A 24,577-nucleotide genomic window follows, 5' to 3' on the forward strand; every position below is an offset into this window, starting at 1 on the left:
TCAGAAAGGGTAAAGGTGGACGACTTTTACGCCGTCCGCAGCAGGCTCACCCTGCCGCTACCATGGCCGACTTTCTCACCGCCGTTCTCAGGCGCGACGGCTGGTGCGCCTGCCCGGCACGGATATCGAGCGCGCCGCCGTGGCGGTGCTGGAGGTGCTGCCGCTCGACGATTTCGTGGCGGCCCCGGCCGCGGCGATGGCCGACCCCGACGGGCGGCCGACGATCCACGACGCCTTCGAGCGCATCCTAGCCACAGCCGAGGGCCGGCCGGTCGCGATGGAGGCAATCGACCGCTTCGCCTTTTACGACCGAGCCCGTGCCGCCTTCGCGGTGATCGCCACCGGAGAAACCCGGCTCTACGCCAACCTTGTACTGAAGAAGGGGGTGGTGCGATCATGACGATCGACGCCCACCAGCATTTCTGGCAGGTGGCGCGCGGCGACTACGGCTGGATGACCCCGGACCAGGCGCCGTTGCTGCGCGATTTCACGCCCGCGGATCTCGCACCTCTGAACCGCGCCGCCGGGATCGACCGCACCATCCTCGTGCAGGCAGCCGAAAGCGAAGCAGAAACCGATTTTCTGCTCGGGATCGCGGCGCGCTGCGATTTCGTAGCCGGCGTGGTCGGCTGGCTCGACATGACGGCGCCGAGTTTTTCTGAGCGACTGACGCACTACGTCGCGCAGCCGAAATGGGTCGGGCTGCGGCCAATGCTGCAGGATCACGACCCGGCACTGATCACCACGCTCGCCTTTCGCGAAGCGCTGGCCGAGGTGGCGCGGCGCGACATTCCCTTCGACATCCTCACCTATCCGCGGCACCTGCCGATGCTGCTCGAAACGCTGGCCGCGACGCCTCCGCTGCGGGGCATCATCGACCACCTGTCCAAGCCCGACATGACGCGTGGCGGTCTCGGCCAGTGGGGCGCCGACATGACCCGACTCGCTGCGCATCCTGGCCTGTACTGCAAGGTCTCTGGCCTAGTGACCGAAGCCGGCCCCGGCTGGAGCGCGGAGCGCATTCGCCCCTGGCTGCGCCACGTGGCAGGGTTGTTCGGACCCCGCCGACTGGTCTTCGGCACCGACTGGCCGGTCTGCACCCTTGCCGCGAGCCATGCCGAGGTGACGCGGCTCGCCCGCGACCTGCTGGGCGAGCTCTATGGGCCCGAGGACATGGCGCGAATTTTCGAGACCAATGCGGTCGAGTTCTACCGGCTGAAAGCAGCCTGAAACGATAAGACCGGATCTCCCGGACGCGCCGGCGGGCATCCCTCTACGCACGAAATCCGATCTCGCGCGGCCCGTCTGGCCATATTGCGAGTTCCGGCACGCTCAGGCGGCTTGTCCACCCCAAGCTTCGGCGCTGATGCCTCGTTCAACAGTGGGCCGGGCAGTCAAGCTGCCCAGCCCATGTCCGCTCACACGCCTTCAAGCGCCACGGCGATGCCTTGGCCCACGCCAATGCACATCGTCGAGAGCGACTTCTCGCCCGATTTCAGATCGAGCGCGGCGGTGCCGGTGATCCGGGCTCCCGACATGCCCAGCGGGTGGCCAAGCGCGATGGCGCCGCCATTGCGGTTCACCCGCGCGTCGTTATCGGCGATGCCAAGATCACGCAGCGTAGCGAGCCCCTGGCTCGCGAAGGCCTCGTTCAGCTCGATCACCGCGAAGTCGTCCGGCGTCAGCCCGAGCCGCGCCATCAGCTTCTTCGAGGCAGGCGCCGGACCGAAGCCCATGATGCGCAGCGCGACGCCCGCCGTCGCACCGCCGAGGATGCGCGCGATCGGGGTCAGCCCATGCTTCTTCGCCGCCTCGGCGGAAGCGATTACCAGCGCCGCCGCACCGTCATTGACGCCCGAGGCGTTGCCCGCCGTCACCGAGCCGCCCTCGCGGAACGGGGCGCGCAGCTTGGCCAACGCCTCGAGCGAGGTGGCGCGGGGATGCTCGTCGGTGTCGACGATCTTCGGATCGCCCTTGCGCTGCGGGATCTCCACCGGGGTGATCTCGCGCGCCAACCGCCCCGAGGCGATGGCCTCGGCGGCCTTGACCTGGCTGCGCAGCGCAAAGGCGTCCTGATCCTCGCGCGAGATGGCGAAATCCTCGGCGACGTTCTCGGCGGTCTCAGGCATCGAGTCGACGCCGTATTGCGCCTTCATCATCGGGTTCACGAAGCGCCAGCCGATGGTGGTGTCGAAGATCTCGGCCGAACGCGAGAAGGCGGTCTCGGCCTTACCCATCACGAAGGGCGCGCGGGACATGCTCTCGACCCCGCCCGCGACGATCAACTCCGCCTCGCCCGCGCGGATGGCGCGCGCGGCGGTGATCACCGCGTCCATGCCCGAGCCACAGAGCCGGTTCATCGTGGTGCCCGGCACCGTCGTCGGCAGACCGGCGAGCAGGGCCGACATGCGCGCAACGTTGCGGTTGTCCTCGCCAGCCTGGTTGGCGCAGCCATAGATTACCTCGTCGACGGCTTCCCAGTCGACACCCGCGTTGCGCGCCATCAGCGCGCGCAGCGGGATCGCGCCGAGATCGTCGGCGCGCACCCCGGCCAGAGCGCCGCCATAGCGGCCGATGGGGGTGCGCATGTAGTCACAGATATAGGCGTCGGTCATGTCATAGCTCCGGAACGATAAGGTCGGCCACGGGGCCGCCGAGATTGAGCGTCGCGCCGGTCACGGCCTGTAGATCGCCCAGCGAGATCGCGGCGAGCTTCTCGCGCAGCACGAAGCGGCCCGCCTCGATATCCACCACCGCCAGCGAGGTGTAGACCCGCGTCACGCAGGCGACCCCAGTGAGCGGCAGCGAACAGCGCTCCACCAGCTTGGGCGCGCCGGTCTTGGTGACGTGGTCGGTGATGACCGCGACGCGCTTGGCACCATGCACGAGGTCCATGGCGCCGCCGACCGCAGGCAGGCCGCCCTTGCCGACGCTCCAATTCGCGAGATCGCCATTCTCGGCCACCTCGAAGGCGCCGAGGATGGCCACGTCGAGATGGCCGCCGCGCACCATGGCGAAGCTGTCGGCATGGTGGAAGAACGCCGCGCCGGGATTGAGCGTGACTGCCTTCTTGCCGGCGTTGATCAGGTCCCAGTCCTCCTGCCCCGGCGCCGGGGCGGGGCCAAAATCGAGGATGCCGTTCTCGGTGTGGTAGATCGCCTGCCGTCCATCGACCTGGTAGCGCGCCACCATCTCGGGAAACCCGATGCCCAGATTCACGTAGGCCCCGTCCTCGATGTCCTGCGCCGCGCGCCAAGCAATCTGAGCGTTCGACAGCTTGATGTCTGAAATGTCGGTCATGGATACACGGCCTCCGCCCGGTTAAGTTCCTCTTCCTGTTGCGGGGCTTCAACCCGCACCAGACGCTTGACGAAGATGCCCGGCGTCACGACCTGCTCGGGATCGATCTCGCCCGGGGCCACGATGCGCGTCGCCTGCACGATCGAGACGGTGGCGGCGCTGCACATCAGCGGGCCGAAGTTGCGCCCCGCCGCGCGGTAGGTCAGGTTGCCATGCCGGTCGGCCGTCTCAGCCTTGACCAGCGCGTAATCGGCCTTGAGCCACCGCTCCTGTACGTAGCCGCGCCCGTCGAACTCGGCCGTGGGCTTGCCCGCCGCCAGATCGGTGCCGAAGGAAGTCGGCGTGTAGAAGGCCGGGATGCCCGCGCCGCCGGCGCGTATGCGCTCGGCGAGCGTGCCCTGCGGCACCAGCTCCAGTTCGATCTCGCCCGCGAGATAGCGGGTGGCGAAAGCACGCGGGTCTTTCGATTTCGGGAATGAGCAGATCAGCTTTGCGACCATCCCCGCCTCGATCATCCCCGCGAGGCCGACATGACCGTTGCCCGCGTTGTTGTTGATCACGGTGAGATCTTTCGGCCCAGCATCGATCAGCGCGTGGATCAGCTCGATTGGCGCACCCGAGCCACCGAAGCCGCCGATCATCACGCTCGCGCCGTCGGGGATGTCCGCCACCGCCTCGGCGGGGCTGGCGACCGTCTTGTCCATTCTCCTACTCCTCCGCTACGCCGCACCATGGCGCGGTTCCATGGCGTCCGTCCTACGGTTCGGCACACTGCCAGAGCAAGCGGCGACGTTCGCATCTCGACCTTTGTTCGATCACCGTCTAAATCTGTGCGCATGGCGAACAAATCATCCGATGTCATCGCGGCCTTTACCAAGGGCCTGCGCGTGATCGAAGCCTTCGACGCGGGCCATCCGCGGCTCTCTGTTGCCGAAACGGCCACGCGCACCGGGCTTGATCGCGCCACCGCGCGACGCTGCCTGCTGACGCTGGCAGCGGAGGGCTACGCCGCCCATGACGGGAAGTACTTCACGCTGACACCGCGGGTGCTGCGGCTCGGTATGGCGGCGCTCGCCACCCTGCCGTTGGCGCAGATCGTGCAGCCTTGGCTCGACCAACTCTCGGAACGCGTCGGCCAATCGGCCTCGGTGGCGATCCGGGACGATACCGAGATCGTCTATCTCGCCCGCGCCGCGCAGAAGCGGGTGATGTCGATCGGGCTGATGCCGGGCTCGCGGCTGCCGGCGCATTGCACCTCGCTCGGGCGGGTGCTGCTCGCCGCGCTGCCCGAGCCGCAGGCCCGCGCGCTGGTGGAGCGCAGCGATCTCGCGCCGCGCACGGCGCTGAGCCTCACCGACCCCGAGGAGATCATGGCGCGGGTGGCGCAGGCCCGCCGCGACGGCTTCGCGATCATCGACCAAGAGGTCGAGATCGGGCTGCGCTCGATCGCGGTGCCGCTGATCGACGCGCGCGGGCGGGTGGTGGCGGCGCTCAACATCGGCATGGCCGCGACCCATGCGAGCGCGGCCATGCTGGCCGAGACCTACCTGCCCGAGATGCGCCGGGTGCAGTCAGGGCTGGAGCGAGTGCTGGCCTGACGGGCCGATCTCGACTACCGCGTCGCACAGCGCCGTGGCGGCGACGAGCGCGCGCCCGGTCGCCTGCGCCATCTGCGGCAGCACCATCCATTCGAGCTGCCAGGCGGTGCCCGAGCGTTCCTGCTCGTGAACCAGCGCCTGATGCATGGCCGAAAGCTGAGTGGCATTGTAGCGCGCCAGAGTGACCAGCAGCTCGGCCGCGACCGGGTTCTGCTTGTGCGCCATCGCCGAGGAGCCCCCCGCGCCTGACAGTGTCACCTCGCGGGGGGTCTGCTGGGCCATCAGGCAGATATCCTGCCCCATCTTGCCCAAGCTGCCTGAGATCAGCGATAGGAGCCCTGCGAATTCAACTACGCCGTCGCGACGGGCATGCCATTGCGACGCGGGCGCGAGGCCGAGCGCCGCCGCCACCGCCTCGGCCACCGCCGCCCCCTGCCCGCCCAGATCGCCGCGCGTACCGACCGGCCCGCCGAGCTGCAGCCGCGCCACCTGCGGCGCAATCCGCTCCAGCCGGTCGAGATGGTCGCCCAATGGAAGCGCCCAGCCGTCGATCCGGTCCGCGACCGAGATCGGCAGCGCCGCCTGCATCCGCGTCCGCCCCATCAGCGCGCGGTCGCCGAACCGCTCGTGCAGCGCCTCGAGCGCGGCGCGCAACGCCACCAGCCGGTCGCGGACGAGACCACCCGTGTCGCGCAGCGCGCAGGCAAGCGCGCTGTCGATCACGTCCTGCGAGGTCGCGCCGCGATGCACTGCGCCCGCGTCCGCGCCCGCCGCCCGCTTGAGCTGCGCGACCAGCGCCGGCACTGGCAGACCGTCGCGCCCGGTGCCGTCGCGCAGGGCATCCATGTCGATCCGTGCCGCCTCGATCGCCCGCGCTGCGCGCTCGGCCATCGCCGCATCGGCCAGCCCGGCGGCACCCAGGGCGCGGGAATAGGCCGCCTCGAAGGCGATCATCCGCGCCAGATCCGCCTCAGCGCTCCATATTGCACCCATCTCGGCATCGCCGAGCAACCCAGCGAGCCAGGGGTGGTCGAAGACGCTCATCCGATCCGGCCCAGCATCTCGCAAATCAGCGCCGCGACCTCGTCGGGCCGCTCGATGCAGGGCAGGTGACCGATGCCCTCGAGGCAGCGATACTCAGCCCCCGGCACCAGCGCCGCCAGCTCCTCGACCAGCGCGGGCGGCGTCGCGCCATCGACGCTCCCAGCGAGGCAGAGCGTCGGCACGTCGATGCCGCGCGCGGCCGCGGTCAGGTCGGCGTCGCGGATCGCGCGGCAGATGGCGGCGTAGCCCGCGGCCGGGGTCCGGGTGAGCATCGTCCGCCAGCCCGCCAGCATCTCGGGGTTTTCGGCGCGGTAGCCGGGCGACAGCCAGCGCTCGAGGATCGGCTCCGAGATCGCGGCGATGCCACCCTGCTCCACCGCCTCGATCCGGGCATTCCAGGTCGCCGCGTTGCCGATCCGGTGGCCGGTGTTCGACAACATCAGCCCGGCCACCAGATCGGGGCGGTCCGCCGCTAGGGCCTGCGCGATCATGCCGCCCACCGACACGCCGCAAACCAGCGCACCCGAGAGCCCGTGCAAATCCATCAGCCCGGCGAGATCGGCAGCATGACCTGCCATGTCGGTCTCGCCCTCCTCGGACAGCCCGTGGCCGCGCTTGTCCCACAGGAGGATCGGGGTGTCAGGATCGAGCCCGGCCACCACCGCCTGCCAGATCCGCAGGTCGGTGCCGAGCGAGTTGGCGAACACCACCGGCCGTCCCTGGCCCTCGCGGATCACGTGGTGCAGAACAGCGCCGTTCGGCGCGGCAAAACGCAGCCCACTCATGCCACGCCCTCCGGCATCCGCAGTCCCAGCATCTCGCGCGCCTGCCGCCATGTCGCGACGGGCCGCTCGTATTTTTCGCAGAGATCGACGGCGCGCTTCACCAGCGCCGCGTTCGAGGGCGCGAGCCGGTTGCGGTCGAGCCGGACGTTGTCCTCGAGGCCGGTGCGGGTATGCCCGCCCTTGGAGATAGCCCATTCGTTGATCGTGAGCTGCGCCGCGCCGATCCCGGCGGCGCACCACTGCGCGTCGGGCGCGAGCCGCTTCAATGTCTCGATGTAGAAGTCGAAGATCGGCTCGTCGACCGGCATGGCGTTCTTCACCCCCATTACGAACTGCACGTAGAGCGGACCCGCGATCCGCCCATCTTGCGCCATGCGGGTGGCCTGCACGATGTGGCTGAGGTCAAAGGCTTCGATCTCGGGCTTGATGCGATACTTCACCATCTCCGACGCCAGCCAGTCGACCAGATCCGGCGGGTTCTCGTAGACCCGCGTCGGGAAGTTGTTCGAGCCCACTGAGAGCGAGGCCATGTCGGGCGCCAGCGACAGCATGCCGCCACGCGCCTGCCCGGCGCCCGAGCGGCCGCCGGTCGAGAGCTGCACGATCATGCCGGGGCAATGCCTCTCGATCCCCACCTTCAGCCGGGCAAAGCGCTCGGGGTCCGAGGTCGGCCTGCCCTCGCTGTCGCGCACATGGCAATGCGCGATGGTCGCACCCGCCTCGAAAGCCTCCTGCGTGCTCTCGACTTGCTCGTCGATGCTGATCGGCACCGCCGGATTGTTCTCCTTGGTCGGCAGGGAACCGGTGATCGCGACGCAGATGATGCAGGGATCGGACATGCAAGGCTCCTCAGATGTCGAAGAAGATCGTCTCGTCCTCGCCCTGAAGACGGATGTCGAAGCGATAGGTGCCGTCGCCTTCGGGCTGGGCCATCAGCGTGCCGATCCGGTCGCGGTGCTCAACCCGCGACAGGATCGGGTCGGCGGCGTTGGCCTCCTGCTCGTCGGCGAAATAGATCCGGGTCTGCAGGCCGAGATTGATGCCGCGCGCCACGATCCAGACCGAGATGTGCGGCGCCATGAGCCGCCCGTCGCGGAACGGCACCGGGCCGGGCTTCAGGGTCTCGAAGGCGAACTCGCCGGTCTCCATGTCACCCGCCTGCCGGCCCCAGCCGGTAAAGGCGGGATCGGCGCCGTCCTGCCCGGCATATTTGCCGGCGGCGTCGGCCTGCCAGATCTCGACCATCGCGTCCCTCAACGCCGCGCCGGTGCCGTCATAGACCGTGCCGCGCAAGGTGATCCGTTCGCCCCGGGCGTCGCCCAGGATCATCCGGTGACCGAGGTCTTGCGCGTAAACCCCCTCGATGCCTGCGAAATTCGGCAGCGCGCCGATATGCACATAGGGCCCCGCCGTCTGGCTAGGGCTTTCCTTCAGCCGCTCGATCCGCTGCATCACAGCCCCTCCATGCGGTTCTCGAACAGGGTCTGGCGCCGCCCCCTGAGCACGATGTCGAAGCGATAGACCCGCGCGTCCATCGGGATCGTCGCCGCCATGTCAAGGCGGGCAACGAGGCTCTCGATCCCCTCGCGCGAGGGAATGGTGCCGACGATCGGGCAGTGCCAGATCATCGGGTCGCCGTCGAAATACATCTGGGTAATCAGCCGCTGGCCCCAACTCTGCCCGAACACCGAGAAATGGATATGTGCGGGCCGCCAGTCGTTCGGCCCGTTGGGCCACGGGTAGGGCCCGGGCTGGATGGTGCGGAACTCGTAATTGCCGAATTCGTCGGTGATGCAGCGCCCGCAGCCGCCGAAATCCGGATCCAGCGGGGCAAGATAGCCCTCCTTCTTGTGGCGGTAGCGCCCGCCGGCATTGGCCTGCCAGACCTCGACCAGCGAATGTGGCACGCCGCGTCCGTCCTCGTCGAGAACGCGCCCCTGCACCACGATCCGCGGCCCGATCGCGCCCTCGGGCGACTTGGCATAGTTGTGGATCAGGTCGGCATCGAGCGACCCGAGCAGGTCGCGGGTGAATACCGGACCGGTCTCCTCGCTCACCGTCGTCGGGAATGAGATCGGCGCGCGCGAAGGCGAGCGCGCCACCGAGGTCTTGTAGGCCGGGGTCAGCGCCGCCGGGTGCCAGGCGCGGTCGCGGGCATAGAGACCGCCGCCGGGGGCGACATGGCCGCCCGGCGTCTGGGTCACGGCCTGTTTCTGCTGAAACGCGCTCATGCCGCCTCCATCTCATCGAAGGTCTTCTTTGCGATGGCGATCGCGTGGTTGGCGCGCGGCACGCCCGCATAGATGGCGACATGCAAGAGCGCCTCGAGCACGTCCTCGCGGCTCGCGCCCGTCCGGGCGGTGGCGCGGACATGCATCGCCAGCTCGTGGTCGTTGCCCAAGCCCGCCAAGAGCGCGATGGTCAACATCGAGCGCTCGCGCAGGCTAATCGTGCCGCGGCTCCAGACATGGCCCCACGCCGCGTCGGTGATCATCGCCTGGAACGGCGCGTCGAACTCGGTCTTGGCCGCTTCGGCCCGGTCGACATGCGCATCGCCCAGCACCCGACGCCGCGTCGTCATACCAGCATCCGTGATACTCTTCATGATCTTGGTATCCCTTTCGGTCTAACTAAGCGCTTCTGGGCGGCGATGCGGAATGGGGCATTCGGGGCACCATAGCCCGCATAGCCGCCGCGCCGCTCGACGATCTCGAAGAACAGCCCGCCCGGGCTGGGCCGGGAATAGAGCTGGAAGAATTCGCCCTGCGCGTCGCGGTCATACATCACCTGCGCGTCGCGCAGCGCGTCGAGCAGGCCCGGCTCGTGGTCAAAGCGCGCGGCGAGGTCGTCGTAATAGTTTGACGGGATCGGCAGCGGCTCGAAGCCGCGCGCCGCCAGCGCCCGCGCGGTGAGGAGGATGTCATCGCAGGCGAAGGCCAAATGCTGGATCGCCGAGTTGAAGCTGTCGGCGAGGAAACGCCCGGCAAAGGTGCGGTGGGTCTCGGCGCCGTTCAGCGTCAACCGCAGCGCGCCGTCCGGAGCCTCGATCGCCTGGCTGCGGACCAGCCCGTCGGGGTCGGCCACGTCGACCATCGGCGATTTTCCCAGATCGAAGATCGAGGTGTAGAACAGCGCCCAGCTCAGCATCTCGTCATAGGCCATGGTCTCGCCCAGATGGTCGATCCGGGTCAGCCCGGCACCCTGCGCCGCGCCGCTCTCGTCCTCGGCCTCGAACTCGCGCTCCCAGACGCCGGCCAGATCGGCGCTGTGATCGATGAAATGCATCACCGATCCGCCGACGCCGCGAATGGCCGGGATGTCGGTCTCGCCCGGCCCCACCGGCTGGTGGAACGGGTTGGCGCCGAGCGCCTGCGCCCGTGCCATCGTCGCGGCCGCGTCCTCGACGCCGATGCCGATGTCGCAGATGCCGGTGCCATGGGTGACGTAGGCGCTGTGGGCGAAGCCGTGGGTCTCAGTGTTGACCACCACCCGGATCGAACCCTGTTGCCACAGCTCGACCGACTTGCTGCGGTGCCGCCCGGTGCGCGCGAAGCCCAGCGTGGCGAGCTGCGCGGCCAGCGCGTCGCGCTCCTGCGCGCCGGTGGCGAACTCAACGAACTCGACCCCGGTGGCGGCGATCCGGTCGGGCATCTCGGGCAGGCCTGCATCGACCCCCGGCTCCTCGCGGCGCACCCGGTCCATCAGATGCACCAAAGAGCGGTAGCCATCGCGGGCCACGGTCTCGGGTCGGCCGCCCCGGAACTGGTCATTGAACACCTCGAGGCTGACCGGGCCGCGATAACCAGTGGCCATCACCGCGCGCATGAAGGCGGTGACGTCGAGATCGCCCTCGCCGGGCATGTTGCGGAAGTGGCGCGACCAGTAGAGCAGGTCCATCTCGATCAGCGGTGCGTCGGCGAGCTGCACGAAGAAGATCCGGTCGCCCGGCACCCGGCGGATCGTCTCGGGGTCGAGCTTGCGGCCGAGCGTGTGGAAGCTGTCGAGGATCAATCCGACATTGGGGTGATCGGCGCGGCGGACCACCTCCCAGGCGTCGCGGTGGTCGTTGACGTGCCGCCCCCAGGCCAGCGCCTCGTAGCCGACGCGCAGCCCGCGCTTGGCCGCCCGCTCGCCCAGCTCGCGGAAGTCATCGGCGGCGCGATCGATGCCGCCCACGGCATCCTGAGCGACCGAAGAGCAGACCAGCACCAGATCAGTGCCCAGCTCCTGCATCAGGTCGAACTTGCGCTCGGCCCGGTCGAATGCCTTGGTCCGGCGGGCGCCGGTCAAGCCCTCGAAATCGCGGAACGGCTGGAAGATCTCGATCTCCAAACCGTGGTCGCGGATCATCGCGCCGATCTCGGCGGGCGATCCCGCCTCGGCGATAAAGTCCTGCTCGAAGATCTCGATCCCGTTGAAGCCGGCGCTTGCTATCGCCTCCAGCTTTTCGCGCAGGGTGCCGGGAACGGAAACGGTGGCGATGGAACGGCGCATGGTCAGTCCTCCCTTAGACGGGCACGCAGCGCGGCCTCGTCGAGGCCCTGCCCGGTGAACAGTCTCGAGGCGTGGACGCCCTGGTAGAAATACAGCTCCCAGCCAGAGATCACATGTAGGCCCTGCGCCTTTGCATCGGTGAGGAACTGCGTGTCCTCGGGCGTGTAGACCGCGTCGAAGGCCCAGGAGGCCCTCGCCATCGCGGCGCGCGGCAGCGGCGAGCCGGGATAGCCCTCCATGCCAAGCGGCGTGCAGTTTATCAGGCCGTCGGCGCCCTCTGCCGCCGCCTCGGCCTCCTCGGCCACCTCGACGGCCATCGCAGGCGCGGCGGCGCCGAGTTCGGACGCCAATGCCTCGGCCTTGGCCCGATCGCGGTCGATCAGCCGCAGCGTCGCGGCACCCAGCCCGGCGAGGCCGAAGGCCACGGCCCGGCCCACCCCGCCGGTGCCGATCATCAGCACCGTGCCGGGCGCCGCGTCGCCCCGCACCCGTGCATAGGCCGCCTTGAAGCCGGTGAAATCGGTGTTGTGTCCCTTGGGACCCTCCGCCTCGAACAGCACCGTGTTGACCGCGCCGATGGCGCGCACCAGCGGGTCCTCGACCGTCACCTTGCGCGCCGCCACCTCCTTGTAGGGATAGGTGACGTTGATGCCGCGCCGGGTCGCGGCGCAGTCCGCGAATACCGCGTCGAAGCTCTCCCCAAGATCGGCGGGGATCAGGCGGTCATAGACGGTCGGGATGTCCAGCATCTCGCCGGCGATGCGGTGCAGCAGCGGCGAGCGCGAGGCGCGGATGTTGTCGCCGATCAACCCGAGACGGAGCGTGTCGCCTGGCATGGTATGGTCCCTTGGCATGTCAGACCCCGTCGCCCCGGGCCCGCGCGGTGCCGAAGCGAGCGCGCAAGCCGGTCCAGAGCGGGGTCTGGCTGATGAAGATGAAGACGACGGCGCCGAACAGCACCAGCGACAGCGGGCTGGTGAGGATGCCCATGAACAGCCTTCCCAGATCCTCCTGCTCGGAGATGATCGCCCGGCGCCAGTTCTCGTCGATCAGCCGGCTCAGGATCACGCCGAGAATGACGGGGCCAACCTGGTAGCCATAGGTCTTGAGCAGGTAGCCGAAGGCGCCGAACAGCAGCATCCAGTAGACGTCGGTGATCGAGTTGTTCACGGCATAGGCGCCGACGATCGACAGCAGCAGGATCAGCGGGATCAGCACCGCGCGCGGCATCTCGACGATCTTGGTGAACAACCGGATTCCGGTCAGACCAAAGACCAGCATGAAGATGTTGGCAAGCACCAGCGCCCCGGTGATGAACCAGAACATCTGCGGCTGCTCGATCATCAGCATCGGCCCCGGGTTCAGCCCGTGAATGAACATTGCGCCGATGATGATCGCGGTCACCGCGTCGCCCGGAATGCCCAGCGTCAGCATCGGGATGAAGGCGCCGCCGACGGCAGCATTGTTGGCGGTCTCGGGCGCCACAAGTCCCTCGGCCGCGCCCTCGCCGAACGGGACCTCGGGCTTCTTTGTCACCCGCTTGGCGTGGTCGTAGGCCATCAGCGCCGCGATGTCGCCGCCCGTGCCTGGTAGCGCGCCAATGATCACCCCGATCGACGAGGTCTGTAGCGACAGCGGCAGGTATTTACCCACCGCCCGCCAAGACGGCACGATCCGACCGATGGTCTGCTTCACGGCGGCCTTGTCGATGTAATGCAGCTGCGTCAGTGCCTCGGAGACGCCGAACAGCCCGATCATCACCGCGATGAAGGAGATCCCGCCCCACAGCTCGACCATGCCGAAGGTGAAGCGCTCTTCGGCGGTGAGCGGGTCGAGGCCGACCGCGCCGATCAGGAGCCCGAGCGCGCCCGCGAACACCCCCTTGAGCAGGCTCTCACCTGAGAGCGAGCCGACCAGCAGGATGCCGAGGATCGCCAAGAGCATGTAATCGCGCGGCTGGAAGGTCAGCGCGAACTCCGACACGAAAGGCGCCGCCACTGCCAGGACGCCGATGCCGATGAAGCCGCCGACGAAGGACATGACGGTCGACAGCCCGATCGCCTCACCGGCCTGCCCCTTCTGCGCCAGCGGGTAGCCGTCGAGCGCGGTGGCGATCGCCGAAGGCGCGCCGGGGATGTTCAGCAGGATCGCGGTGCGCGAACCGCCATAAACCCCGCCCATGTAGATGCCGACCATCAGGCACAGCGCCGGGTAGACGTCCCAGGCGAAGGTAAAGGAGATGAGGATCGACACCGCCATGGTCACCGACAGGCCGGGGATGGCGCCCACATAGATGCCTGCGAAGGTGCCAAGTGCGACCAGCCCGAGAAGCTTGAGGTCAAGCCAGGAGATCAGGAAGAATTGCAGCGCTTCGGTCATTGCGTATCACCCCCGGAGAACAGGTCGCCCAGCCAGGCCAGGATCTCGCCCTCGGGCACGATCCCCGACGGCATCAACACGGTGAACACCAGCCGGAAGATCACATAGACCAAGGCCAGCGAGGCCAGCGAGACGCCGAAGGACCACAGCAGGCCCCGGCGGCGCAGCGCAAAGATCGACACGGTCAGGAACAGGAGCGATGTCGGCAGGAACCCCAGCGGCTTCAGCAGCAGCGCATAGCCCAGCATCATCGCGAACATCGCCAGGATCACCGGCGGCGTCACGTCCGAGAAGAATCTCAGCGCCGCGCGTTCGCGCAGCCTGAGCGTCTTGATCAGGATCGCCACCGAGGTCACCAGCATCGCGAAGGCCGCCGCCATCGGGAATGCCCCGGGCGAAGACAGCGCCTCGAAGCCCGAGATCAGGATCGCCTGCCACAGCAGGAAGCCGCTCAACCCGACGAGGACCACCGCGAAGGCGGTCTCGCCGGGCATCTTCTTGGATGGATCGTGCATGAATCGCCTCCCTGGCGGGGCATGGACGCGGGAAAGGGAATGGACGGGCCGGGACGGCCCCGAAAGGGGGCGGGCCGCGCGCGGCGGCCCGCCGGTCCGCGTTACTCGGGACGCGGGATGTCGAATTCCTCGGGCGAGGCCTTGGCAATGCCGGCGTCGTAGACCAGCCAGCTGGTCACGGACTGCCACTTGTCGAGGAACTCCTGCGCCTCGTCGCCGGAAATGTTCATCACCTGAAAGCCGCGGTCGTCCATCAGCTGCTGGAAATCGGCGTTCTCGACGCCCGCCGCATAGGCCTCAGAGAGCTTGGCGACCACATCGTCGGGTGTGCCCTCTTTGACGAAGACACCGAAGAACGGGCCCCAGGGCAGGTAGGTCTCGAAACCAGGGTAGGCCTCGGTGATCGGCGGCACGTCGGGCAGAGCTTCGTTCGCCTGTGTATCGATCAGCGCCAGTGGCTTGATGCGGCCGGCCTTGATCGCCTCGATTGAGGCGCCGAGCACGGCCGGCATCACGTCGATCGCGCCGCCCTGCAGCGCGGTCAGCGCCGGGCCGTCGCCGTCATAAGGGACCGCCGTCACCGGCAGCTCGATCTCACTTTGCAGCATAGCGGTGACGACCGAGGGCAGCCCGCCCGGGCCGGTGGAGCCGAACTTCACCTCGTTCGGGTTCTCCTGCACATAGGCGACCATCTCCTCGAGCGTGTCAAACGGCGCATCGTTGTTGGCCACCAGGATCGGCACGCCACGGGCAATCACGTTGACCGGCACGAAGCTGGAATAGTCGATGTCGCCCAGCCCCATTACCTTGTAGAGGAGCGGGTTCTCGGCACCCATCAGCAGCGTGTAGCCGTCGGCGTCCTGGGCAGAGGCGAACTTGACCGCGATGGCGCCAACGCCGCCGGTCATGTTCTGCATCACCACCTTGCCGCCAAGCACCTCCTCGGCATGGGGAGTGACCGCACGCATCACCGTGTCGGTCGAGCCGCCGGCGCCCCATTGGATGATGCCCTGGATCTCCTTCTCCGGGTATTCGGCCAGCGCCGGAGCGGTGGTGATGGCAAGCGCGGCCAGCGCGCCCGTGAACAGCGTCTTCATATCATCCTCCCAAGGATCGGTTATGTGCCGGGCGCTCCCATGCCCGTACGACAAGAAGCATCATGGCTTCGACGCTGCCATAACGTCAAATGCCGAGATGAGCCACTCGTTAACTTTATGTTAATTCATTGGACCGGCCCAATCCTGCCGCGACACTGCGCGGGTCAGTTCGGTGCGCAGATCGGCGATCGCCTGCTCGGCGAAACTCGACAGCACCCGACCCTTCTTTCGGCAGGCATAGGCGGTGATCGAACTGTCCTCCTGGAGCGCGATCCGCACCAGCCCGGGCATGTAGACCTCGGCCACCGAGAATTCGTCGATCAACGCCACGCCGAGCCCGTGGCGCACGAGGCTGACCACCGTTTGCGCGAAGCGGCCGCGCATCGACTGAGGGGGATCCAGCCCCGCCGCCTTGAAAGGGGCGAGCAGGATCGCGCCGTAGGGATCGGCCGGATCGACCCCGATCAGCGGCTCGCGCGCGAGGTCGTGGACTGAGACTGACTTGCGCGCGGCCAGCGGGTGCTCGTCAGGCACCACCGCCACCAGCCGCCCCGTCGCCACCGGTTCGCTCTCGATGGCGGGGTTCTCGACAGGATAGCTCATCATCACGAACTCGCCCCGCTCGAGAAGCAGGTAGTCGAGCGTCTCCTCGATCTTGAGGATGTTGAGATCGATGTAGAGATCGGGCCAGCGCCGCCTGAGCCGCCGGATCGCCCGCGCGGCGATGAACTGGGCGATCGAGGGGGCCGAGGCGAAGGCCAGCCGCGCGTCCTCGCCGCGCTGGAGCGAGGCGATCGCATAGGTCAGGTTCTCGACATTGTGGTAGACCCGACCAATCTGCTCGAAGATCGGCCCGGCCTCGACCGATGGCACGAACAGCCCGCCCTTGCGCTCGAAAAGGCGCAGCCCGAGCGACTCCTCGGTGTGCTTGACCAGCCGGCTGATGCCGGGCGCCGAGACACCCAGCAGCGTGGCCGCGCCGTTGATGGTGCCGGTCATCATCACGGCACGCACCACCTCGACCTGACGCAGGGTCATGTCCCGCATGTCGTACTCCTCCCCGTCCGCCGCACAGGGTTAGACAACACGGCGGGCGGGGCAATTGCGAAATTCGGCCGCCTTCAGGCCGTCCGGGCCGCCCCGTGCCGCACGGCGGCGAAGTCGAACAGCCCGTATCCCATCACGACCAGGAAGGCCGCGGCCGGCACCACATAGGAGAAGGTCGCGCCGGCGACATCGATCACCGCGCCTTGCACCAGCGGCAGCAACGCGCCGCCCAGGATCGCCATCACCAGCCCGGCCGAACCGAACTTGGTATCCTCGCCCAGCCCCTCGAGGGCGATGCCGTAGATGGTCGGGAACATCAGCGACAGGCAGGCCGAGATCATCACCACGGCCCACAGGCCCGACAGGCCCGGCACCAGCGCGGCGTAGAGCGCAAGCCCTGCCCCCGTCAGCGCCAAGCCGGCCAGCAGCAGCGCAGGCCGGACGAAACCCATCACCCAGACCATCGCGAAGCGCGATACAAGGAACACCAGCAGGCTGGCTTGCAGATACCAGCCGGCCCCGGCCTCGTCGGTGCCGATCGCCGCCATCGCGTATTGCAGGGTGAAGGTCCAGACGCAGGTCTGGGCGGCGACGTTGAAGAACTGCGCCACCACGCCGAAGCTGTAATGGCGGTTTTTCAGAAGCCGCTTCAGCGTTGCTCGGCAATGCAGCTCATGTCCGGCCTCGAGTTCGCGCTCGCTCGGCGTGGGCATGCGGCTGAGCGCGATCGCAATCCAGATCGCGACCAGCACCACGGCAAATCCGACATAGGGGACCATCACCGCCTGCAACTCCTCGGCGCGCAGCGCCCGCAGCGCGTCCGCTCCCATCGCGGCGCGCGCGTCTGCATCGGCAGTGTTCAGGTTGGGCAGGATCAGCGCCGCCGAGAGAAACACGCCAATATTGGTGCCGACCGGGTTGAAAGCTTGGGCGAGGTTGAGCCGCCGCGTGGCGTTGCCCTCCGGTCCCATGGCGATGACGAAGGGGTTGGCCGACGTCTCCAAGATCGACAGCCCGCCCGCCAGCAGGAACAGCGCCACCAAAAAGAAGCCATAGGTCATGGCGATGCTGGCCGGATAGAACAGGAAGGCGCCCGCGATGGCGCAGCCCAGCCCGACCAGGATGCCGGTCTTGTAGGAGTAACGTCGGTTGATGAAGGCTGCCGGCAGGGCAAGGCAGAAATAGGCGCCGTAGTAGGCGAACTGCACCAGCGAGGACTGCAAGGCGCTCATCGAGAATATCTTGGAGAAGACCTGCACAAGTGGGTCGGTCATGTTGGCCGCGATGCCCCAGGCGGCAAAACAGGTGACGATGAGCATGAAGGGCAGCTTCATGCCGGCATGCAGAAATCGTGTCGGCTGGTTCATGTGTTCTCCCTCTCGAGCCTCCGGGCACCGCGGCGATACGTGGGGCCGCGGTTGCGCGGCGCCTTTTGGAAGCGTCCGCCGGGACATGCCAGTGCCGAAGGGCCCGAGTCGTCGGTTGCGGGCATAATATTTCTCGTGAAGTGATGAATTAAGGATCATGTCCCGCGCCACGGTGGCAGGGGGCCTCCCCGAGGACGGTTCACAACTGCCGAAATCGCAATGCGCGTCTCTCTGATTCGCAACCGGCACCTGGTCGTGAAAATGGCAGGGCAGTCGCATGTGGGTGGGAAAGACCAAACAACCGACATGCCGCGCGCCAGTGAACGCAATCCAAACAGGCTTGACCAAACGGAATCCGCCCTGCTATGACACCGATGTCATGACACCGATGTCATATGGCTCTGAACGGTGCGGTACGGGCGAGGAACGCAGTGGCTACGATCTACGACGTTGCAAAGCAGGCTGGCGTGTCGCCCAAGACGGTCTCGCGGGTGATCAACCGCGATGCGCCGGTCGGGCTCAAAACACGTGCGGCGGTCGAGGCAGCTATCCGCGAACTCGATTACCGCCCTTCACGTGCGGCGCGGACGATGCGCTCCAGCCGGTCAGGCCTGGTCGGCTTGATTACCGGCGCAATCTCGCGCGGCGACGGGAGCGCCGGGCCGTCCGGCCTTCCGGACCTGTTCATCGTCCAAGCGATCCAGCGCGAGGTCGCCGAGGCCGGGATGACCCTGATGATCGCCGATACCGGCGGCGAGGCGGACCGGGCTGCGGAGTTGATGGCGACCTTCGCGCAGCACCGCGTCGAGGGACTGATCTATGTCGCCGATCACCACCAGCGGATCGAGACGCTCGACCCGCGCGGCACGCCTCTGGTGCTCGCCAACTGTTTCGATGCAATCGGCACACCTGCGATCCTGCCCGACGACCAGGCAGGCCAGCATGCGCTTGTCGAACGCGTAATCTCGGCCGGCCATCGCAGGATCGCCTACCTCACTCTGCCCGAGGGCATGATCGCGACGGAGCTGCGCAGCCGGGGTTACCGCGAGGCGCTGGAGGCCGCGGGCATTTCCTTCGACCCGGCGCTGGTGGCGGAAGGCTTCGCCGATCACGGAGAAGGGCCCAAGCCATTCATCGCACCGGCGCTCGACCGACTGCTGGCCCTTGAGGATCGCCCGACGGTGATCTGCTGCGGCAACGATGAACTGGCGCTCCGGCTCTATGGGGAACTGCGAGACCGCGGCATCCGCGTGCCGCAGGAGATCTGCGTCGCAGGTTACGACGACTACCGCGTCATTTCCGAGACGCTGTACCCGCCGCTCACCACGGCGGACCTGAACTACCGCGGCATCGGTGAGGCGGCAGCGCGCCGCCTTCTTTCGCTGATCGCGGGGGCGTCCGTACCGGCCGAAGTCGAACTGATCGGCGGCCCGGTGTGCTGGCGCCAATCCGTCACCGAACACTGACATCCAACAGGGAGGAGACCCGAAGATGACCAGAACGAACCTGATGGCAGGCACGATCCTCGCCAGCGCCCTCGCCACCGGTGCGGCCGCGCAGACCGAACTGAGCATGTGGTATCACGGCGCCGGAAACGAGGTCGAAAGCGAGATCATCAATCGCATCGTCGGCGACTTCAACGAAAGTCAGGACGAGTGGGAGGTCAGCCTGCAAAGCTTCCCGCAGGGCAGCTACAACGACAGCGTCATCGCTGCGGCGCTCGCGGGCAACCTGCCGGATATCCTCGATGTCGACGGCCCCGTCATGCCGAACTGGGCTTGGTCGGGCTACCTGCAACCGCTGCCGATCGACGAGAGCCTGATCGAGAACTTCCTGCCCGGAACGAAGGGCGAGTGGAATGGAGAGCTCTACTCGATCGGCCTGTGGGACGCCGCCGTGGCGATGGTGACGCGGCAGAGCTATCTCGACCAGTTCGATATCCGTGTGCCGACGCTCGAAGAGCCCTGGACGCTGGAGGAGTTCGACGCGGCGCTGGTGAAGATCAAGGAGAGCGGCGAGTTTGCCTATCCTCTCGATCTCGGCATGGCCTGGACCGGCGAGTGGTATCCCTATGCCTTCTCACCCTTCCTTCAGAGCTTCGGCGGCGACATCGTCGATCGCGAGACCTACTCCACCGCTGAAGGCGCGTTGAACGGCGACGCAGCGGTCGAGTTCGGCGAATGGTGGCAATCGCTGTTCGAGCGCGACCTGGTGCCTGGCACCAGCCAGGACCCCGCCGATCGCGACAACGGCTTCGTCGAGGGCAAATACGCAATCAGCTGGAACGGCAACTGGGCCGCGCTGAACATCCTCAACGAATATGGCGATGACACGCTGTTTCTGCCCGCGCCCGATTTCGGCAACGGCCCGGTAATCGGCGCGGCAAGCTGGCAGTTCGGGGTCTCGGCAACTTCGGAGCATCCCGAGGGGGCAGCAGCCTTTATCGAGTTCGCACTGCAAGACGAATACCTCGCCGCCTTTTCGAATGGCATCGGGCTGATCCCGCCGACCGAGAGCGCGGCCGAAATGACCGAGAACTACAAAGAGGGTGGCCCGATGGCGGCGTTCTACGAGCTCTCCGAAAGCCAAGCGAAGCTGCGCCCGGTGACGCCGGGCTACGTTGTCGCCGCCAAGGTGTTCGAGAAGGCGCTCGCCGACATCGCCAACGGCGCCGACGTGCAGGACACGCTCGACGCGGCGGTCGACGAGATCGACGCCGACATCGAGCGCAACCAGGGCTACGGCCACTGATCCTCCCCTCCGGCCCCCTTCCTCCCGAGGGGGCCGGACCCAGAGACGAGGTGACCCATGTCCCGCTCCAAACTGACGCAATCGAACCGGGCCGGGTGGGCCATGGCGCTGCCGGGCTTCGGGCTGATCGCTGTTTTCATCATCCTGCCCTTCTTCTTTGCTTTTGGGCTGAGCTTCACCAACCAGCGGCTGATCTCGCCCAACCCGACCGAATGGGTCGGCTTCGACAACTATCGCCAGCTCATGGGGGTGGGCGTGCTGACGCTGGAGCCCGAGCGCGACGATGCGGGCGCCGTGATCCGCGACGAGGATGGCGCGATCGAGTATCCGCGCCTGCGCGGCTTCACTCGCGGCAACCCCGACTACGCCCATCTCGACGGCATGCGCGAATGGACGAGCTGGCAATGGGGCGAGGACCGGGTGGTGCTGCTGGCGCGCGACGTGGTCTTCATGAAGGCGGTGGTCAACACACTCACCTTCGTCGCGGTGGTGGCGCCGGTGCAGGCGGGTCTGGCGCTGGTGCTGGCGCTGCTGATCAATCAACGGCTTAGAGGCATCAACGTCTTCCGCACGATCTACTTCATGCCGGTCGTGGTCTCGATCGTCGTCGTCTCCCTGCTTTGGCGCTTCATTTACGACGGCAATGACGGGCTTCTGAACAACCTGCTCTCGGCCATCACCTTCGGCGCCTTCGAGCCGGTCGACTGGCTCGGCAATCCCGACACGGCGCTGCCGGCGATCATGGCGATGTCGATCTGGCAGGCGGTGGGCTTCCACATGGTGATCTGGCTCGCCGGGCTCCAGACCATCAGTCCGACGCTCTACGAGGCGGCCGAGATCGAAGGCACCTCACGCTGGCAGACCTTTCGCTACGTAACCTGGCCGGGGCTGCGAAACACCGCCGTGCTGATCCTGATCGTCATCACCATGCAGGCTTTCGCGCTCTTTGCGCAGATCGACGTGATGACCGGCGGCGGGCCGCTCGACAGCACCCAGACCATCGTCTTCCAAGCCGTGGAACGCGGCTATGGCAAGCAGGACATCTCCGGCGGCTCGACCATCTCGGTGCTGCTGTTCCTGCTGGTTCTCACCATCTCGCTGATCCAGCGATACCTGACACGGGAGCGGAACTGATGGCCCAGATCGATCCGTCCAATCGCGGTCTCAGACTGGCCGTGCGCTACGCGGTGCTGGTGCTGATCGCCGTGATCTTCATCTTCCCGCTGGTCTTCATGGTCGTGAGTTCCCTCAAGCCCGACCAGCAGCTCTTGTCGGATACTGGCAGCCTGCGAGCCTTCCTGCCGGTGGGCGACATCTCCCTCGACAACTACGCCGCGGCCTTCCAGCGCGCGCCGGTTGGGCTCTTCATCTTTAACTCCGTGCTGGTGACGGCAGTCACGGTGGTGCTGTCGCTTCTCGTGTGCTCGCTCGCCGCCTTCGCCTTCGTGTTCCTCGAATGGCGCGGGTCGGGGCTCCTGCTGTCGATCATTCTCGCCACGCTGATCGTGCCCTTCGAGACCATCGCCATCCCGTTGTTGCTGATCGTCAACCAGCTGCCCTGGATCGGGCTCGACGGGTTCACCACCGGCTGGCTCAACTCCTACCGGGTGCAGATCCTGCCCTTCGTTTCCGACGGGCTGACGATCTTCCTCTTCGTACAGTATTTTCGCGACCTGCCGCGCGAGCTGATCGAGGCCTCCCGGGTCGAGGGCGCGAGCTGGTGGATGATCTACCGCCGCATCGTCATGCCGCTCTCCGGCCCGGTCTTGGCAACCGCGGCGATCCTGAAGTTCTTGGTGATGTACAACCAGTACCTCTGGCCTTTGATGGTGGTGCAGGAGGAGGGCTACCGCCCGGTCATGGTGGGTCTCCAGTACTTCTTCCAGCTCAACCGCGCCTGGGGGGAGATCATGGCCTACCTGTCTCTGATCACCCTGCCCGTGCTCGCCTTCTACTTCGTGCTGCAACGCGCCTTCATTTCCTCGATCGCCTCGACCGGCGTGAAGGGCTGACACCACTTATTCGCAAGGACACGACATGACCCTCGCACTCGAAAACCAGTGGATCTGGGACAGCTGGTACGCCCATGACGGGCAGCGCTGGCACGGCTATTTCCTCAAGGCGGACAAGTCGCTCGGGGACCCAGACCTGCGCCACTTTAACGTCAGCCAGGGCCATGCCGTCTCGGACGACCTGGTGAACTGGGAGCATCTCGGCACGTGCCTGAAGCCCGCACCAAAGCCGGCGTGGGACGACACCACCACCTGGACCGGGTCGGTGATCCAGGGGCCCGACGGGCTCTGGCACCTGTTCTATACGGGCGGCGGTTCGGCCGAGAACGGGCTCTACCAGCGCATCGGCCACGCCACCTCGGCCGACATGCACAGTTGGGAGCGTGTGGGCTCCGGCCTTTGCCTCGACATGAAGGGGCCGAACGCGAGCCACTACGAGGCCGAGCATGCGGTCGGCCACTGGCATGATCGGGCGATGCGCGACCCCTTCGTCATGAAGGACCCGGACGGCGAAGGGTGGCTGATGTATTTCACCGCCCGCGCACCGGGCATCGAGGAGGCCAACGAAGGCGGCGCGATCGGCTTTGCGACCTCGCCTGACCTCTACGAGTGGACACTGCAACCGCCGGTCTTCGTCGGCGGCTACGGCCAGCTCGAGGTGCCGCAACTCTTCGAGATCGAGGGGCGCTGGTACTGTCTTTTCTGCACCGCCGCAGAGCACTGGTCCGAAGAGCGCCGCGCCAACGCCGGCACCGCACCGGTCACCGGTAACCACTACCTCGTAGGCGACAGCCCGCGTGGCCCTTGGCGCGTAGCGCCTGGTTTCCTCGACGGCGATCTACCCTGCTACCGCTACGCGGCCCGCGTGCTGATGACCAAAACGGGGCCGGTGCTGATGGGCTTCCGCGATGGCGGCAAGGAGAACTTCGGCGGCTACGTGATGGACCCGGTGCCGGTGAAAGTTGACACCGAGAAACTGCTTTACATCGAAGCGTCCGACAGGGGGAAATGACATGGCGACGGTGAAGCTGAAGGACCTGCACAAAAGCTACGGCTCGGCCGAGGTCATCAAGGGCGTGGACTTGGAGATCGAGGATGGCGAGTTCGTCGTCTTCGTCGGGCCTTCGGGTTGCGGCAAGTCCACGCTCCTGCGGATGATCGCCGGGCTGGAGACGATCTCGGGCGGCACGCTCGAGATCGGAGGGCGGGTCGTCAACGAGGTGCAGCCCAAGGAACGCGGCATCGCCATGGTGTTCCAGAGCTACGCGATCTTCCCGCACATGACGGTGCGCGAAAACATCGGTTTCGGCCTCACCGTCGCCAAGTCCCCCAAGGCCGAGAAGGAGGCGGCCATCCAGGAGGCGGCACGCATCCTCCAGATGGAGCACCTGCTCGACCGGCGTCCCTCGCAGCTGTCGGGCGGCCAGCGCCAACGCGTTGCCATCGGCCGCGCCATCACCCGGAAACCGGAGGTGTTCCTGTTCGACGAGCCGCTCTCGAACCTCGACGCGGCGCTGCGGATGGACATGCGGATGGAGATCGGCCGGCTCCACAAGGAGCTGAGGACCACGATGATCTACGTCACGCATGACCAGGTCGAGGCGATGACGCTCGCGGACAAGATCGTGGTACTCAAGGATGGCGAGGTGCAGCAAGTCGGCGCGCCGATGGATCTCTACCACAACCCCGCCAACCTGTTCGTGGCCAAGTTCCTCGGCGCACCATCCATGAACCTGATCGAGGTCGAGGTGGCCGAGGCGCGCGCCGGCGCGGCGGTGGTGAAGAACCCCGCGCTCGACCCGATCGAGCTGCCCTGCCAGATCGAGGGGCTGCGGGCAGGCGAAAAACTGACGCTCGGGCTCCGGCCGCAATACCTGCACCCTTCGCTCGATCCGTCCGAAGGCAAGCTGCATGGCAAGGTGAAGCTGACCGAGCGGCTCGGCTCGGAAACTGTGGTCGATCTCGAGTTGACGGATGGCAGCCCGTTGATTGCCGCGCTGTCCGAGGACGCGGTGTTCGAGCGCGGCCGGGAGGTGAGCCTGACCTTCCGCCCCGAGCAGACGCACTTGTTCAAGGGAGCCCCCGATCAGACCTGATCAGGAGCAGCAGCAGCTTCGGGAGTGGTTCTCAAGGTTTCGTTCCCTCGAATGGTACGCGCGGGATAACACACCAATGACTACCCGTAGTT

25 protein-coding genes are annotated in these 24,577 nt (G+C 66.9%); 9 read left to right on the forward strand and 16 right to left on the reverse strand.

Going from position 1 to position 24,577, the window contains the following annotated elements; translation table 11 throughout:
- Nucleotides 1-103 precede the first annotated feature (103 nt).
- Nucleotides 104-400, forward strand: a complete 297-nt coding sequence (locus tag ACRAQ3_RS19000) for an RbsD/FucU domain-containing protein (protein WP_432256762.1) — start codon at nt 104-106, stop codon at nt 398-400.
- Nucleotides 397-1,230, forward strand: a complete 834-nt coding sequence (locus ACRAQ3_RS19005) for an amidohydrolase family protein (protein WP_432256763.1) — start codon at nt 397-399, stop codon at nt 1,228-1,230. The genes ACRAQ3_RS19000 and ACRAQ3_RS19005 overlap by 4 nt, the downstream gene beginning before the upstream one ends.
- 188 nt (nt 1,231-1,418) lie before the next feature.
- On the opposite strand, the gene pcaF is transcribed toward ACRAQ3_RS19005, so the two are convergent.
- The 3 genes from pcaF to ACRAQ3_RS19020 are packed head-to-tail and all read right to left on the reverse strand — an operon-like array spanning nt 1,419 to nt 4,004.
- Nucleotides 1,419-2,615 carry a 3-oxoadipyl-CoA thiolase gene (gene pcaF / locus ACRAQ3_RS19010; protein WP_432256764.1) on the reverse strand — a complete coding sequence of 399 codons (1,197 nt, stop codon included), beginning with the start codon at nt 2,613-2,615 and terminating at the stop codon, nt 1,419-1,421.
- Between the two features lies 1 nt (nt 2,616).
- The gene (locus tag ACRAQ3_RS19015; RefSeq protein ID WP_432256765.1) at nt 2,617-3,300 is read right to left on the reverse strand and encodes a 3-oxoacid CoA-transferase subunit B; all 684 of its coding nucleotides are present in this window, start codon (nt 3,298-3,300) and stop codon (nt 2,617-2,619) included.
- Entirely contained in the window at nt 3,297-4,004 is a 708-nt protein-coding gene (locus ACRAQ3_RS19020; protein WP_432256766.1) for a 3-oxoacid CoA-transferase subunit A, read from the reverse strand. The genes ACRAQ3_RS19015 and ACRAQ3_RS19020 overlap by 4 nt, the downstream gene beginning before the upstream one ends.
- 132 nt (nt 4,005-4,136) lie before the next feature.
- Here ACRAQ3_RS19020 and ACRAQ3_RS19025 point away from each other — a divergent pair, with 132 nt between their 5' ends.
- Complete coding sequence (locus ACRAQ3_RS19025; RefSeq protein ID WP_432256767.1) at nt 4,137-4,898, forward strand: IclR family transcriptional regulator domain-containing protein; 762 nt, start codon at nt 4,137-4,139, stop codon at nt 4,896-4,898.
- On the opposite strand, the gene ACRAQ3_RS19030 is transcribed toward ACRAQ3_RS19025, so the two are convergent.
- The 13 genes from ACRAQ3_RS19030 to fucP form a co-directional block, all read right to left on the reverse strand.
- Nucleotides 4,872-5,942: a 3-carboxy-cis,cis-muconate cycloisomerase gene (locus ACRAQ3_RS19030; protein WP_432256768.1), complete on the reverse strand. Its 1,071-nt coding sequence runs from the start codon at nt 5,940-5,942 to the stop codon at nt 4,872-4,874. The genes ACRAQ3_RS19025 and ACRAQ3_RS19030 overlap by 27 nt on opposite strands.
- The gene (gene pcaD / locus ACRAQ3_RS19035) at nt 5,939-6,727 is read right to left on the reverse strand and encodes a 3-oxoadipate enol-lactonase (RefSeq protein ID WP_432256769.1); all 789 of its coding nucleotides are present in this window, start codon (nt 6,725-6,727) and stop codon (nt 5,939-5,941) included. The genes ACRAQ3_RS19030 and pcaD overlap by 4 nt, the downstream gene beginning before the upstream one ends.
- Nucleotides 6,724-7,566: a 3-keto-5-aminohexanoate cleavage protein gene (locus ACRAQ3_RS19040; RefSeq protein WP_432256770.1), complete on the reverse strand. Its 843-nt coding sequence runs from the start codon at nt 7,564-7,566 to the stop codon at nt 6,724-6,726. Before ACRAQ3_RS19040 ends, pcaD begins: the two co-directional genes overlap by 4 nt.
- 10 nt (nt 7,567-7,576) lie before the next feature.
- Entirely contained in the window at nt 7,577-8,179 is a 603-nt protein-coding gene (gene pcaG, locus ACRAQ3_RS19045; protein ID WP_269396699.1) for a protocatechuate 3,4-dioxygenase subunit alpha, read from the reverse strand.
- Nucleotides 8,179-8,958, reverse strand: a complete 780-nt coding sequence (pcaH, locus tag ACRAQ3_RS19050) for a protocatechuate 3,4-dioxygenase subunit beta (protein WP_269396700.1) — start codon at nt 8,956-8,958, stop codon at nt 8,179-8,181. The genes pcaG and pcaH overlap by 1 nt, the downstream gene beginning before the upstream one ends.
- On the reverse strand, nt 8,955-9,308 hold the full coding sequence (gene pcaC / locus ACRAQ3_RS19055) for a 4-carboxymuconolactone decarboxylase (protein WP_432256771.1): 354 nt from the start codon (nt 9,306-9,308) through the stop codon (nt 8,955-8,957). Before pcaC ends, pcaH begins: the two co-directional genes overlap by 4 nt.
- Before the next feature lie 20 nt (nt 9,309-9,328).
- Nucleotides 9,329-11,221, reverse strand: a complete 1,893-nt coding sequence (locus ACRAQ3_RS19060) for a bifunctional sugar phosphate isomerase/epimerase/4-hydroxyphenylpyruvate dioxygenase family protein (protein WP_432256772.1) — start codon at nt 11,219-11,221, stop codon at nt 9,329-9,331.
- 2 nt (nt 11,222-11,223) lie between these two features.
- Nucleotides 11,224-12,057 carry a shikimate dehydrogenase family protein gene (locus tag ACRAQ3_RS19065; protein ID WP_432256773.1) on the reverse strand — a complete coding sequence of 278 codons (834 nt, stop codon included), beginning with the start codon at nt 12,055-12,057 and terminating at the stop codon, nt 11,224-11,226.
- A gap of 19 nt (nt 12,058-12,076) precedes the next feature.
- Nucleotides 12,077-13,600 carry a tripartite tricarboxylate transporter permease gene (locus ACRAQ3_RS19070; RefSeq protein ID WP_432256774.1) on the reverse strand — a complete coding sequence of 508 codons (1,524 nt, stop codon included), beginning with the start codon at nt 13,598-13,600 and terminating at the stop codon, nt 12,077-12,079.
- Nucleotides 13,597-14,115, reverse strand: a complete 519-nt coding sequence (locus ACRAQ3_RS19075; RefSeq protein ID WP_432256775.1) for a tripartite tricarboxylate transporter TctB family protein — start codon at nt 14,113-14,115, stop codon at nt 13,597-13,599. Before ACRAQ3_RS19075 ends, ACRAQ3_RS19070 begins: the two co-directional genes overlap by 4 nt.
- A 101-nt stretch (nt 14,116-14,216) precedes the next feature.
- Nucleotides 14,217-15,212: a tripartite tricarboxylate transporter substrate binding protein gene (locus ACRAQ3_RS19080; protein ID WP_432256776.1), complete on the reverse strand. Its 996-nt coding sequence runs from the start codon at nt 15,210-15,212 to the stop codon at nt 14,217-14,219.
- A gap of 120 nt (nt 15,213-15,332) precedes the next feature.
- Nucleotides 15,333-16,259, reverse strand: a complete 927-nt coding sequence (locus ACRAQ3_RS19085; RefSeq protein ID WP_432256777.1) for a LysR family transcriptional regulator — start codon at nt 16,257-16,259, stop codon at nt 15,333-15,335.
- 74 nt (nt 16,260-16,333) lie between these two features.
- Nucleotides 16,334-17,626 carry an L-fucose:H+ symporter permease gene (fucP, locus tag ACRAQ3_RS19090; protein WP_432256778.1) on the reverse strand — a complete coding sequence of 431 codons (1,293 nt, stop codon included), beginning with the start codon at nt 17,624-17,626 and terminating at the stop codon, nt 16,334-16,336.
- Between the two features lie 431 nt (nt 17,627-18,057).
- On the opposite strand from fucP, the gene ACRAQ3_RS19095 reads away from it, so the two are divergent.
- The 6 genes from ACRAQ3_RS19095 to ACRAQ3_RS19120 are packed head-to-tail and all read left to right on the forward strand — an operon-like array spanning nt 18,058 to nt 24,485.
- Nucleotides 18,058-19,092: a LacI family DNA-binding transcriptional regulator gene (locus tag ACRAQ3_RS19095; RefSeq protein WP_432256779.1), complete on the forward strand. Its 1,035-nt coding sequence runs from the start codon at nt 18,058-18,060 to the stop codon at nt 19,090-19,092.
- Between the two features lie 25 nt (nt 19,093-19,117).
- Nucleotides 19,118-20,377 (forward strand): sugar ABC transporter substrate-binding protein, encoded by a 1,260-nt coding sequence (locus ACRAQ3_RS19100; RefSeq protein ID WP_269396715.1) that lies wholly within the window; start codon nt 19,118-19,120, stop codon nt 20,375-20,377.
- A gap of 57 nt (nt 20,378-20,434) precedes the next feature.
- Entirely contained in the window at nt 20,435-21,511 is a 1,077-nt protein-coding gene (locus ACRAQ3_RS19105; protein WP_432256780.1) for a carbohydrate ABC transporter permease, read from the forward strand.
- On the forward strand, nt 21,511-22,389 hold the full coding sequence (locus tag ACRAQ3_RS19110) for a carbohydrate ABC transporter permease (protein ID WP_269396717.1): 879 nt from the start codon (nt 21,511-21,513) through the stop codon (nt 22,387-22,389). Before ACRAQ3_RS19105 ends, ACRAQ3_RS19110 begins: the two co-directional genes overlap by 1 nt.
- A 25-nt stretch (nt 22,390-22,414) precedes the next feature.
- Entirely contained in the window at nt 22,415-23,401 is a 987-nt protein-coding gene (locus tag ACRAQ3_RS19115) for a levansucrase (RefSeq protein ID WP_432256781.1), read from the forward strand.
- Nucleotide 23,402: 1 nt separating this feature from the next.
- The gene (locus ACRAQ3_RS19120) at nt 23,403-24,485 is read left to right on the forward strand and encodes an ABC transporter ATP-binding protein (RefSeq protein WP_432256782.1); all 1,083 of its coding nucleotides are present in this window, start codon (nt 23,403-23,405) and stop codon (nt 24,483-24,485) included.
- Nucleotides 24,486-24,577: the final 92 nt, after the last annotated feature.

It is taken from the genome of Limimaricola sp. AA108-03 (assembly GCF_050847355.1).
In the GTDB taxonomy this organism is placed as follows: domain Bacteria; phylum Pseudomonadota; class Alphaproteobacteria; order Rhodobacterales; family Rhodobacteraceae; genus Limimaricola.